Origin of the sequence: Nocardioides ferulae (genome assembly GCF_003660455.1) — a bacterium.
In the GTDB taxonomy this organism is placed as follows: domain Bacteria; phylum Actinomycetota; class Actinomycetes; order Propionibacteriales; family Nocardioidaceae; genus Nocardioides; species Nocardioides ferulae.
The window spans coordinates 236,059-248,312 of record NZ_QZVR01000002.1; the positions used below are offsets into that span (position 1 = coordinate 236,059).

Genomic DNA, 12,254 nt, shown 5'->3' on the forward strand with positions numbered 1-12,254 from the left:
ATCGAGACCTATGTCCGACCTGCCTTCCCCCTCCCGCCCGGTCCCCGCACCCACGGCCGCCGACTCGGCCGGCTCCGACGCGTCCGCCGCTCCGGCGCCGACGCCAGCCCCGGGCGCCGCCGCGCTGCCGCTCGTCATGGAGGAGCCGCGCGGCCGGCGCAAGCCGCCTCGGCACCTGGCCGACCTCACCCTCGACGAGCGGGCCGAGCACGTCTCCGGGCTGGGCCAGCCCGGGTTCCGGGCCAAGCAGCTGTCGACCCACTACTTCTCCCGCCTGGTCGACGACCCCGAGGAGATGACCGATCTGCCCGCGGCCCAGCGCGCGGAGCTGGTGGCGGCGCTGCTGCCGCCGCTGATGACGCCGCTGCGCACCATGGAGGCCGACCGCGGCACCACCCGCAAGACACTGTGGAAGCTCTTCGACGGCGCGCTGGTGGAGTCGGTGCTGATGCGCTACCCGGACCGGGCCACGGTCTGCGTCTCGAGCCAGGCCGGCTGCGGCATGGCCTGCCCGTTCTGCGCGACCGGCCAGGGTGGCCTGCAGCGCAACATGTCGACTGCCGAGATCGTCGAGCAGGTGGTGGCGAGTGCCAGGTCGCTGGACCGCGGCGAGGTGCCCGGCGGACCAGGACGGGTCTCCAACGTCGTCTTCATGGGCATGGGAGAGCCGCTGGCCAACTTCAAGGCGGTGATCGGCGCGGTCCGCCGGCTGACCGACCCGGCACCGAGCGGGCTCGGCATGTCGGCGCGAGGCGTGACGGTCTCGACGGTGGGGCTGGTGCCGCGGATCAACCAGCTCGCCGAGGAGGGCATCCCGGTGACGCTGGCGTTGAGCCTGCACGCCCCGGACGACGAGCTGCGCAACGAGCTGGTGCCGATCAACACCCGGTTCTCGGTCGCCGAGACGGTCGAGGCGGCCTGGAACTACGCCCGGACCACCAAGCGCCGCGTCTCCATCGAGTACGCCATGATGCGCGGCATCAACGACCAGGCCGAGCGCGCCGACCTGCTGGCCGACGTCCTGCTCTCCTACGGCGACTGGGGGTGGGTGCACGTCAACCTGATCCCGCTCAATCCCACGCCCGGCTCGAAGTGGACCGCCTCCGACCCGCGCGACGAGCGCGAGTTCGTGCGCCGGCTCGAGGCGAAGGGGATCCCGACCACCGTGCGCGACACCCGCGGCCGTGAGATCGACGGCGCCTGCGGCCAGCTGGCGGCGACCGAGGGCTGAGCCCGGCCCGGCGGGGTGCGCGCACCCTGGGTGGGACCGCATAGGGTTCGGATCGACGGAACGGGTCGAGGATGGCGTGGGGGCGATGACGGCGGAGACGACACGGCGCCACGGTGGCGCCACGGGACCGGCCATCACCCCCGACGAGCTGGCCCGGGCCGGCGACCTGCTCGGGCGCGTCTCGCGCGCCTTCTCCGATCGGGTGGTCGGACAGGAGCGGCTGCGCACGGTGCTGCTGGTCTCGTTGCTGGCCGAGGGCCACGTGCTGCTCGAGAGCGTTCCGGGTCTCGCCAAGACGCTGGCGGCCTCCACGCTGGCCCGCGCCGTCCACGCCGACTTCGCGCGCGTGCAGTGCACGCCCGACCTGTTGCCCAGCGACATCATCGGCACCCAGGTCTACGACCCCCGCAGCCACGAGTTCGAGACCCAGCTCGGGCCGGTGCACGCGAACTTCGTGCTGTTCGACGAGATCAACCGGGCCAGCGCCAAGACGCAGTCGGCGATGCTGGAGGCGATGCAGGAGCGGCAGACCTCGATCGCCGGCGAGATCCACCCGCTCCCGACGCCGTTCGTGGTCCTGGCGACCCAGAACCCGATCGACGAGGAGGGCACCTACCTGCTGCCGCACGCGCAGATGGACCGGTTCCTGCTCAAGGAGGTCGTCGAGTACCCCACCCCCGACGAGGAGGTGCGGGTGCTCGACCGGATCGCCGACGGCACCCTGGGTCGTGAGGCCCGGGCGACGCCCGCGGCGATCGACCTGCCCGACGTCGCCGAGCTGCACGACATCGTCGCTCGCGTGTACGTCGACGCCGCGGTCAAGCGCTACATCGTCGACCTCGTCGACGCGACCCGGCACACCGGCCGGGTGCTCGGGCCCGAGCTCGGCGGCTACGTCGACGTCGGGGCCAGCCCGCGCGGGACCATCTCGTTCTTCCACGTCGCCCGGGCCCTCGCGGTGCTCGACGGCCGTGACCATGTGATCCCCGAGGACGTCCGGGCCCTGCGGCACAGCGTCCTGCGGCACCGGGTGCACCTGAGCTTCGAGGCGCTCGCCGACGGCATCCGGCCCGAGACGGTGATCGACGCGGTCTTCGCGGCCGTCCCGACGCCGTGACGGCACGCTGACGCGATGGCCCGACACGTGCCCTCGGTCCGCGCCGCGCTGCGGGTGCACGCCCACCGGCGGGTGCGCGGCCGGCTGGAGGGGGAGTGGATCTCCCTCCACCCCGGACGCAGCACCGACTTCAACGACCTGCGCGAGTACGTCCGCGGCGACGACGTCAAGGACCTCGACTGGAAGGCGACCGCGCGCGCTCGTACCCCGTTGGTGCGCCGCTACCACGCAGCCCGCAAGCTCACCGTGCAACTGGTGGTCGGCACCGGTCGCAGCATGGCCGCGATGAACGACCTGGAGGTCGCCAAGCGCGACCTCGCCGTGCTGGTGGCCGGTTTGGTCGGCCATCTCGCGGTCCGGCACGGCGACCTGGTGGCGTTGGTGCACGGGAACGCGGAGTCGCGGGGGGCCCTGCGCCCCCTCGCCGGCGAGGCACACCTGGAGCGGTGCCTCGCGGCGGCGTACGACGCGATCACCCCGGGCGCGGGGCCGACGGACCTGGCCGCCCTGCTGGGGCACGTGGTGCGCACGGTCCGGCGCCGGACCGTGCTGCTGGTGGTGTGCGACGAGACCGAGCTCGACGAGCCGGCCGAGCTCGCCCTGCGCCGGCTCCGGGTGCAGCACGAGGTGATGCTGGTGACGATCGGCGACCTCGATCCGACGGCGGTGCCCGGCGAGCGCCGACTGCGCGACATCGACACCGGACAGCCCGTTCCCGCCTGGCTGCGCCGCGACCGGGTGCTCGCTGCCCAGCACGCCCAGGCGGTCCAGGACCACCGGGCGCGCCGGCAGCAGCGCCTCGACGCACTCGGCGTGGTCCACCAGCACGTGCACGACCACGCCTCGGCCGTCACGGCCGTGCTGCGGCTCCTGGAGAGGCAGCGGCGTGCCGGCCGGCGTTGAGGCGGCCGGTGGCGACATCGCCGCCCCCGTCGACTACGCCGGGATCTGGACGGTCGCGGCCTGGGCGCTGATCGCCCTGGTCGTGCTGTGGTACGCCGTGGTGCTGTGGTGGGGGCGCCCGCTCCGGGTCCGCGCGACGCCGGCACGCTCCGAACCGGATCTGGCCACGGTCCGGGCCGAGCACCTGGCCCGGCTCGAGGCGGTGGCGGCGGCGGCCCACGACGGCAGCCTCGACCTCCGCGCGGCCTTCCGCGGCCTGAGCGAGGTGGCCCGGTCGTTCGTGGAGCAGACCTCGCGGGTCCCGGCGACGACGCTCACCCTCGCCGACCTGCGCGCCCTCGACCTGCCGGTGGTGGTGGCCGCGCTCGAGGTGATCTATCCGCCTGAGTTCGCCCCGGACGACCCCGCCGCGGCCGCCGCGGCGTTCGACGAGGCGCTCGCCCTCGCCCGAGAGGTGGTCTCGGCGTCGTGGACCTGACCGGTGGAACGGCCGACCTGGTGCTGCGCCAGGTGGGGTTGGCGGTGCTCTGCGGCGCGCTGGTCGTCGGCGCGCTCGTGTGGTGGAGCCGCCGGCCGGAGCCCGAGCCGCTCCCCGGCGAGGTGCTGGTCGCCCACACCTCCCGGCTCCGCGAGCTGCCCAGGTTCCGGGTGCTGGTGCGCCGGCGTCTGCTGCGCACCGCGCTGCAGACGCTGGCACTCCTCTTCGCGGTGGCCGGCTGCCTGTTGCTCGTGGCGCGCCCGACCGTGTTGCGCACCGTCGAGCAGCAGCCGCCCAACCGGGACATCGTGCTCTGTCTGGACGCCTCGGGGTCGATGAGCCGCTACAACGCCGAGGTGGTGCGCGCCCTGCAGAGCGTGGTCGAGTCGCTCCCGGGCGACAGGGTGGGCCTCACGCTGTTCAACGGCGCCACCGTGGTCAAGTTCCCGCTCACCGACGACCGCGACTTCGTGGCCGAGCAGCTGGCCGAGGCGGAGCGCGCCTTCGCCGACAACGAGCTGCGCTACGTCACGGCCACCGACACGGTGCGCTCCTCCCAGCTCGGCGACGGGCTGGCGGCCTGTGTGACCGGCTTCGACCGGCTCGACGAGGACCGCGGGCGAGTGATCCTGGTGGCGTCGGACAACCGTCCGTTCGGCCGCCCCGTGCACACCGTCGCCGAGGCCGCGACCCAGGCCGTCGACCGCGACGTGGTGGTGCACGGGCTGGGGGTGCCGGCGTTGCGACGCGACCCGGCGGCCGAGCGCGAGCTGCGCCGGGCCGTCGAGCGCACCGGCGGGACGCTGTCGTTCCTCGACAGCGAGTCCGCGGTGGCGGGGGTGGTGGCCAGGGTCGACCGACTGGAGCGGCGGCGTCTCGCGGAGCCGCCGCGCGAGGTCATGCTCGACGAGCCGGGTGGCGCGCTGGCGTTGGCCGCGGCGGGACTGCTGGCGTTCGTGCTCGTGTCCGCCGTGGGGAGGCGACCATGACCGGCGCCGCGGGGTTGACCTGGCAGCCGTTGCTGCCCGCGCTCGCGGTGCTCGTGGGTGCCGTGGCCGGGCTGGCGCTGCTCGCACTGGCCTGGCGGCGCGATCCCCGGCCCGGCGGCGGGCGCGTCTGGGGCGCCCGAGCGGCCGTCGTCGTGGTGGTCGCGGTGGCGCTGCTGGGACCGGGCTATGCCGGTGCCGCGCCGGCGTACGAGGAGCGCCGCGAGCAGCAGTTGCTGCTCGTCGTCGACCGCACCGTGAGCATGTCGGCCCCCGATGCCGGCGGCGGGGAGTCACGGCTCGACCAGCTGCGCGAGGACCTGGCCCGGCTCGGCGAGCGGTTCGGCGACGAACGGCTCGCGGTGCTGACCTGGGGGTCGCAGGCGCGGCTCGCGCTCCCGTTCACCACCGACGACCGGGCCTTCGCCCAGACGCTGCGGTCCCTCCGGCGCGAGGACCCGGCCGAGGGCGTGGGGTCGCGGGTGGACCGGCCGCTGGAGCTGATGTCGCGAGTGCTGCAGCGGGCTCGCAGGCAGCACCCCGACCGGCATACCGTGGTGGTCTTCGCCAGCGACGGGGAGAACACCCGGTCGGGCGAGCAACAGTCGTTCACCACGCTGGACGATCTCGTGGACGGTGGCGCGGTGGTCGGCTACGGCACCGACGCCGGCGCCACCATGCCGCTCACCGAGGACGGATCCGTGCTGGTCCCCGACGTGACCACCGGTGCGCCCGCGGTGTCGCGTCGCGACCAGGAGAACCTGCGCACGGTGGCCGACCAGCTGGGGGTGACCTACGTGCCGCGCGAGCGCCTCGACATCGACGCCCTGGTCGAGGCGGCGACGCCGCCGGCCCGACTCATCCGCGTCACCGGGGCCGGCTCCCGGCAGCTCGTCTGGGTGCTGGGCCTGCCGCTGCTGGCGCTGCTACTGGTCGAGCTGCGGCGCTCCTGGCTGGACCTCCACGAGGCCCGGCGGCTGCGGAGGCGACGATGAACGGCCGGTGGGCGGCGTCGCCACGGCAGCGTCGCCGCAACCGGCTGCTCCTGGCCGGACTGCTGCCCACGGTGGCCGCCCTGGTGGTGGCCACGGGGTTGCTGGTGACCTTGGCCCGCAACGACGCCGGGCTCTCGGCCTACCGTGACGGGGACTACCGGCAGGCGCGCGGTGACTTCGCCGCCAACCGGTGGCTCGGGGCGGTCGAGCCCTGGATCGCGCCGTTCAACGAGGGCAACGCGCACTTCCGGCTCGACGAGCTCGACTCGGCGCTGGAGGACTACCAGGACGCGCTCCGGGAGGTGCCCGCGGACCACGAGTGCCTGGTCCGGCTGAACATCGCGCTCACCCGCGAACGCCTCGGCGACCAGGCACGCAGCCCCGGCTCGAACGCCGCGGAGGACGCCTGGCGCGATGCCCGCTCCGCGCTGGCGGGCGGCCGCTGCACCGAGCGGGTGCTGGAGGAGGCGCCCGAGGTCACCGAGGAGTCGCGCACCACCGACGAACGGCTGGCCGAGAAGATCCGCGACGCGCTGGCCGAGCGTGAGCGGCTGCGCCGGGAGCGGCTCGACGCCGAGCAGCGCGAGCGCATCGAACGGCTCGAGGAGCAGGACCGTCGCGCCCAACAGCGCGACGAGCAGCGCCGCGACCGGCCGCCGCCGGAGCCCGACGACCCCGACGACCCAGACGATCCGGACGACCCGGACGAGCCGGACGACCCCGACGAGCCGGACGACCCCGACGACCCCGACGACCCGGACGAGGACTACGCCTGGTGATCGGCGGCGAGGAGGGCGGCGGCGTCCTGCACGCTGTCGACCAGGTGCACCCGCTGCTGCATCAGCCTGCCCTGCGCCAGCGAGCGCAGCAGCGGCCACGCCGGGACCTCCTCGGTCCAGTAGCGCTCGCCGACCAGCACCATCGGGGCGACCGAGCTCTCGTCTGCGTAGTAGTTCTCGCAGCCGTCCTGGAAGATCTCCTGCACGGTGCCGCCGGCGCCGGGCAGGAACGCGATCCCGGCGTCGCAGATCTGCACCAGGATCGCCTCGCGGACCGCGTTGCGGAAGTACTTCGCCACCTGGGTCGCGAACACGTTGGGCGGTTCGTGCCCGTAGTGCCAGGTGGGGATGCCCAGGGTCTCGCCCGTCGCTCCATGCTGTTGGCACACCTCGAACGCGACCCGCGCCCAGGCGTCGATGTCGGGCCGGTAGGACGGCACGGCGGCGAGCGCGTCGAGGGCGGTGGCGAGGTCACCGTCGGCGACGCCGGCGAGCCGGGCGCCCAGGTTGGCGGCCTCCATCGCCCCGGGGCCGCCGCCCGTCGCCACGACCAGGCCGGCTCGGCCCAGCTCACGACCGAGCCGGGCGGCCGCGGCGTAGCCCGCCGAGCCCCGGTGCAGCGCGTGACCGCCCATCACGCCGGCCACCCGCCGACCGGGAAGCCACGCCTCGAGAGCCTGGTCGATCGCGTGGTCGTGCAGCGACTGGGCCATCGCCTCGGCCGGGTCGAACGCGTGCTGGGACCAGGCGTAGGCGCGCCCGTCGAGCGACCCGGCGTACCTGGTGCCCCCTCCGCTCGCCGCGTAGAGCTCCTCGGCGGTGTAGAGGCGGCTGCGGTAGACGTCGACCGGCACGTCGGGGATCGCCGGCAGCACCAGCGCTCCGGCCGCCATCAGCCGGCTGCCCTGGCCGGCGGAGAGCGTGCAACCGAGGAACGAGGCACCGGCCACGTGACAGCGGTCGAGCACCTCGCCGCGCCCGGACAGGTCCAGCCCCCGCACCCGCCACCCGGCCAGGGTGCGGGCGCCGGACCCGATCCGTCGGTCGAAGTCGGCCAGCGACTCCACGTGCACCACACGCCCTCGTGTTCGCCTCACCCGCCGAACCTACCCGCCGGGAAAGCGTGCAGCTCGCGGCGCTCGCTCGGCCAGGAGGACTCGGGATGGTCGGCCCGTCAGTACGCCTGGGCCAGCAGCTCCCCGAAGAGCTCGTGCTCGTCGACGTCCAGGCCTCGACCGCGGAACCAGGCGCAGACGTTCGCGCAGTCGCGCAGCAGGAAGTCCGGCCCCGCCGGGTTGCCGACCAGGTCCACGATCTGGGGCAGGTCGATGACCACGAGCCGGTCGTCGGCGGCCAGGATGTTGTAGGCCGACAGGTCGCCGTGCACCAGACCGTGCCGGGCCAGCTCGGTGAGGACCTCCCGCACCTGGTCGAAGTAGGAGCCCAGCAGCGCTCGGTCCGGACGCACCTGCGCCAGCCGTGGAGCGGTCTCGAGCACGCCGTCGCGCTCGACGGTGATCCACTCCATCAGCAGCTCCGTGCCGTCGATCTGGACCGGATAGGGCACCGGCAGGCCCAGCTCGTGGCAGCGGAGCAGAGCCTGCCACTCGGCCCAGGCCCATTGGCCTGCGGCCACCGCTCGGCCGTGCGCGGTCTTCTTGGCCATCGCCCGGGCATCGCGACTGTTGCGGGTGCGCCGGCCCTCCGTGTAGGAGCTGGAGCGGTGGAAGGTGCGGTGCTCCTCGCCCCGGTAGCGCTTGGCCACCATGACGACGCTCTCGCCGACGGCGTCGGAGCCGGGGACGGCCCGCTCCACCAGGTGGGCGTCGGCCTCCTTGCCGGTCTTCAGCACGCCCAGGTCGGTGTCCACGGCGCCCTGTGAGGTCACCACCCACTCCGGACGGGGCTCGGGGCCACGGCACAACGGCTCGACGCTCAACCAGGTCGACCAGCGCTGGCCGTCGCCCGGGTCGTCGTAGGCGCGGAAGTCGAAGACGAACGCGGGGTCGAGGTCGCTGTCCGCGAAGTCGGACGGGACGGCGTGGGCCGACTGGTCGACGGGCCCGGGCGGGGGCTGGTCCGGGTCAGGCAGGGAGGAAGGGGTCAGGGACGGACGAGGGTCGCGGGTCATCGCGGTGGGTGCTCCAGTGGTTCGAGAGAGAGTGGCCGGACTCGGGCAGGCCGAAGGCAGCGATCGACATGTCACGGCTCCTCTCGAACGGGGCACCGGCGCGACGCCGGGCACTCACCACCGACTCTGGCTCCTACCGCGGTCTGCCGGCAACCGGTTTTCCGTGGGCGGGGAGGGGTGCGCCATACCGCGCATGCGTGCGTTCGGCCGCGCGCCCCGGTCGTGGCCCGTTAGGTTCTCGCTGTGCTGATCGATTCCACCGCCGCGACCTCCTCCGCCCGCCGCCGTCTCACCGCCGGCCTGGCCGCCTCCGCCCTGCTCGTCGGGCTCGCCCCCGCCGCCGTGGCGATGGCACGGGAGGACGCGCCGCACGGCGCGGCCGGCATCGGCGACTCCTACTACCCCCATGACGGCAACGGCGGCATCGACGTCTCCCACTACGACGTCCACGACCGCTACGACTTCGCCCGCGGCCGGCTCTCCGGCTGGACCGACGTGACGTTGACGGCAACCCAGACCCTGTCCGGGTTCAACCTCGACCTGCTGCTGCCGGTGCAGAAGGTGAGCGTCGACGGGGCGGAGGTGCCGTTCGAGAAGGCAGGCGGCGGTCACGAGCTCGTGATCGACGCCGCCGTGACCGCCGGCCAGGAGTACGTCGTCCGCGTGCGGTACGCCGGGCGGCCCGGCGAGCTGCGCTACAACGGCGAGGCCAACTGGCTGGCCGACCGTCGCGAGGTGGTCACGATGAACCAGCCGCACATGGCGCCGTGGTGGTTCCCCGCGAACGACCACCCGCGTGACAAGGCCGCCCTCGACATCCACGTGACCGTGCCGAAGGGCAAGCAGGTGGTCGCCAACGGCGAGCGGGTCGGTCGCACGGTGCGGGACGGACTGGCGACGACGCACTGGCGGGCCACCGAGCCGATGGCCCCCTACCTGGCGTTCTTCGCCGCCGGCTCGTTCGTGGTCGACCGCGGCACCGACGCCGCGGGTCGCCCCTGGGTCGTCGCGGTGTCCGAGCGGGCCGACAACCGCGCGCGGATGCTGCGGATGATGAAGCGCCACGACGACGTCGTGGCGTGGCTGGAGGAGCACGTCGGCGACTACCCGTTCTCGACCACCGGCGGGGTCTACACCGTGCTGCCGGCGGGCTTCGCGCTGGAGAACCAGACCCGGCCCACCTACAGCCAGTGGGCCGATCTGCCGACGGTCATCCACGAGGCCGCGCACCAGTGGTTCGGCGACGACGTCGCGGTCGAGAACTGGCGCGACATCTGGCTCAACGAGGGCTTCGCGACGTTCTTCGAGAAGTACTGGACCGAGACCCACGGCGGCGAGACGGCGGACGGGTGGCTGCGGTCGGCGTACCGCTCGACGCCCGCTGACGCCGGCTTCTGGCGCCAGCACATCGCCGACCCGGGCGCGGGCATGCACGAGCTGTTCTCCGGCGCGGTCTACTACCGCGGCGCGATGACGGTGCAGGCGCTGCGCAACCGGGTCGGTGAGGACGACTTCTGGACGATCGTGCGCACCTGGGTCGCTGAGCAGGGCGGCGGCAACGGCAGCAGCGAGGAGTTCGAGACGCTGGCCGAGCAGGTCAGCGGCGAGGACCTCGATGGCTTCTTCACCGCGTGGCTGCGCACCGGCGAGCGGCCGGCGCGGACGGCGGCCAACGGCCTGGACTGACCGGCGGGGCCAGGCTCACCCCAGCAGCGGGGCGACCGCCCGGGCGAGCAGGCTCGGGCGGCCGGTCAGCGACTCCTCGGCGTCGGCGAGGCCCATCGCCCGCAGCCCGGTGTTGATGCCCAGCCAGCGCAGCGGCTCGGGCTCCCAGGCGGGGGAGCGGTGCCCGACCCACGGCAGCCGGGTGAGCGGGGTGTCCTCGCCGAGCACCAGGTCGCGCAGGGTGCGGCCGGCCAGGTTCGTGGTGGACAGCCCGTCACCGACATAGCCGCCGGCCCAGCCCAGCCCGGTGGCCGGGTCGAGCCCGACCGAGGCGCACCAGTCGCGGGGGATGCCCAGCGGCCCTCCCCACGCGTGGCTCACCCGGGTGCCGACGAGCACCGGGAACAGGTTGAGCAGCGTGGCGTAGAGGCGGGCGAACACTCGTTCGTCTCGGTCGAAGCCGGGACGGACGCGGGAGCCGAAGTGGTACGGCGCTCCGCGGCCGCCGAAGACGAGGCGGTCGTCGGCGGTGCGTTGGCCGTAGACGATCAGGTGGCGGTGGTCGGCGAAGGTCTCGCGCCGGTTCAGTCCGATCCGCGCCCAGACCTCGGGCGGCAGCGGCTCGGTCGCGATCACCAGCGAGTAGACCGGGACCACCGCCCGGGCCAGACCCGGTAGGCGGGGCGTGTAGCCCTCGGTCGCGCGGATCACGGTGCCGGCCCGCACGGTGCCGCGCTCGGTGGCGACCCGGGTCGGTGCGATCGCGGTGACCCGGGTCCGTTCGACGACCCGCACCCCGTGTCGCTCGACGGCGCGGGCCAGGCCGCGCACCAGCCGGGCGGGGTGCAGGGCCGCGCAGTCGGGGGTGTAGGTGGCTCCCCGGGTCGCCGTCGCGGCGAGCATCGCGGTCGCGGCCTCGGCGTCGAGCAGCCGCAGGTCGTCCTCGTCGCGGCCCCAGGCGCGGGCGTGCGCCACCTCCTGCCGGGCGCGCGCCAGCTGGGCTGCGCTCCGGGCGAGGGTGATCGTGCCGCCGCGGGCGAGCTGGGCGTCGATGCCCTCCTCGGCGGCGACCCGGCCGACCTCGTGCACGGTCTCGCGCATCGCCGTGTGCTGGGCCAGCGCGGCGCCCCGCGGATCGGGAGCGCCGGCGCGGGCGGCCGTCGTCGCCAGCGAGTCGAGGGAGGCGGGGAACAGTGCGGAGCACCAGCCGCCGTTGCGCCCCGAGGCGCCGAAGCCGGCCACCTCGGCCTCCAGCACCACCACCCGCAGCTCGGGCCGCGCCCGGGCCAGGTAGTAGGCGGTCCACAGGCCGGTCAGGCCCGCGCCGACGATGGCCACGTCGGCCTCGAGGTCACCGTCGAGGGCGGGCCGCGGCGTCCAGAAGTCGTCCGCGGTGGCGTGCCACAGTGACAGGCCGGCGTACCCGGCCGGGGCGGAGCCGGCGGGGGCGGGGGAGCGGCTCAGCGCACACCCCAGGCGTAGGTCTGCTTGCGCAGCCGCAGGTACATGAACGTCTCGGTGCTCACCACGCCCGGCACCGCCCGGATGCGCTCGGAGATGACCTCGAGCAGGTGCTCGTCGCTCTCCGCGACCACCTCGACCAGCAGGTCGTAGGAGCCGGCCGTGATCACGACGTAGTCGACCTCGTCGAGCTCGGCGACCGCGTCGGCGACCGGATCGAGGGCGCCGGCCACCCGCACCCCCACCATCGCCTGGCGCGCGAAGCCCATCTCCATGGGGTCGGTCACCGCGACCACCTGCATCACGCCGCCCTCGATCAGCCGCTGCACCCGTTGCCGGACCGCCGCCTCGGAGAGGCCGACCACCTTGCCGATCGCCGCGTAGGAGCGGCGGCCGTCCTGCTGCAGCTGGGCGATGATCGCCTTCGAGACCTCGTCGAGGTGCATCGACCCCCCGTTGGACTTGCGGCTCATGGCCCGCATGCTCCCAGGCTGGACCAGGCCGGTCA

General features: G+C 74.2%; 12 protein-coding genes. 8 read left to right on the forward strand and 4 right to left on the reverse strand.

Going from position 1 to position 12,254, the window contains the following annotated elements; translation table 11 throughout:
- Positions 1–10: 10 nt before the first annotated feature.
- From rlmN to D6B71_RS04215, 7 genes are all read left to right on the forward strand, one after another.
- Entirely contained in the window at positions 11–1,231 is a 1,221-nt protein-coding gene (gene rlmN / locus D6B71_RS04185; RefSeq protein ID WP_420846291.1) for a dual-specificity RNA methyltransferase RlmN, read from the forward strand.
- 85 nt (positions 1,232–1,316) lie between these two features.
- The gene (locus tag D6B71_RS04190; RefSeq protein WP_121252324.1) at positions 1,317–2,348 is read left to right on the forward strand and encodes an AAA family ATPase; all 1,032 of its coding nucleotides are present in this window, start codon (positions 1,317–1,319) and stop codon (positions 2,346–2,348) included.
- Positions 2,349–2,363: 15 nt separating this feature from the next.
- A complete protein-coding gene (locus D6B71_RS04195; RefSeq protein WP_121252326.1) occupies positions 2,364–3,251 on the forward strand; it encodes a DUF58 domain-containing protein in 888 nt (295 codons plus the stop codon).
- The gene (locus tag D6B71_RS04200; protein ID WP_121252327.1) at positions 3,235–3,729 is read left to right on the forward strand and encodes a hypothetical protein; all 495 of its coding nucleotides are present in this window, start codon (positions 3,235–3,237) and stop codon (positions 3,727–3,729) included. Before D6B71_RS04195 ends, D6B71_RS04200 begins: the two co-directional genes overlap by 17 nt.
- The gene (locus D6B71_RS04205) at positions 3,720–4,718 is read left to right on the forward strand and encodes a vWA domain-containing protein (RefSeq protein WP_121252329.1); all 999 of its coding nucleotides are present in this window, start codon (positions 3,720–3,722) and stop codon (positions 4,716–4,718) included. The genes D6B71_RS04200 and D6B71_RS04205 overlap by 10 nt, the downstream gene beginning before the upstream one ends.
- Positions 4,715–5,710: a vWA domain-containing protein gene (locus D6B71_RS04210; RefSeq protein ID WP_121252331.1), complete on the forward strand. Its 996-nt coding sequence runs from the start codon at positions 4,715–4,717 to the stop codon at positions 5,708–5,710. Before D6B71_RS04205 ends, D6B71_RS04210 begins: the two co-directional genes overlap by 4 nt.
- The gene (locus D6B71_RS04215) at positions 5,707–6,489 is read left to right on the forward strand and encodes a hypothetical protein (RefSeq protein WP_121252333.1); all 783 of its coding nucleotides are present in this window, start codon (positions 5,707–5,709) and stop codon (positions 6,487–6,489) included. Before D6B71_RS04210 ends, D6B71_RS04215 begins: the two co-directional genes overlap by 4 nt.
- Here the strand turns inward: D6B71_RS04215 and D6B71_RS04220 are convergent.
- Together D6B71_RS04220 and D6B71_RS04225 are read right to left on the reverse strand one after the other, a co-directional pair.
- Positions 6,477–7,586, reverse strand: a complete 1,110-nt coding sequence (locus tag D6B71_RS04220) for an LOG family protein (RefSeq protein WP_121252335.1) — start codon at positions 7,584–7,586, stop codon at positions 6,477–6,479. The two genes, D6B71_RS04215 and D6B71_RS04220, sit on opposite strands and share 13 nt — an antisense overlap.
- A 77-nt stretch (positions 7,587–7,663) precedes the next feature.
- The gene (locus tag D6B71_RS04225) at positions 7,664–8,620 is read right to left on the reverse strand and encodes a serine protein kinase RIO (RefSeq protein ID WP_121252337.1); all 957 of its coding nucleotides are present in this window, start codon (positions 8,618–8,620) and stop codon (positions 7,664–7,666) included.
- Between the two features lie 243 nt (positions 8,621–8,863).
- Here D6B71_RS04225 and D6B71_RS04230 point away from each other — a divergent pair, with 243 nt between their 5' ends.
- On the forward strand, positions 8,864–10,306 hold the full coding sequence (locus D6B71_RS04230) for a M1 family metallopeptidase (RefSeq protein ID WP_121252339.1): 1,443 nt from the start codon (positions 8,864–8,866) through the stop codon (positions 10,304–10,306).
- A 15-nt stretch (positions 10,307–10,321) separates the two neighbouring features.
- Here the strand turns inward: D6B71_RS04230 and D6B71_RS23345 are convergent, their stop codons facing one another.
- Both D6B71_RS23345 and D6B71_RS23350 read right to left on the reverse strand, forming a co-directional pair.
- A complete protein-coding gene (locus tag D6B71_RS23345; protein WP_240641065.1) occupies positions 10,322–11,623 on the reverse strand; it encodes an NAD(P)/FAD-dependent oxidoreductase in 1,302 nt (433 codons plus the stop codon).
- 122 nt (positions 11,624–11,745) lie between these two features.
- Positions 11,746–12,219, reverse strand: coding sequence for an Lrp/AsnC family transcriptional regulator (locus D6B71_RS23350; protein WP_240641066.1), 474 nt, complete (start codon positions 12,217–12,219; stop codon positions 11,746–11,748).
- Positions 12,220–12,254: the final 35 nt, after the last annotated feature.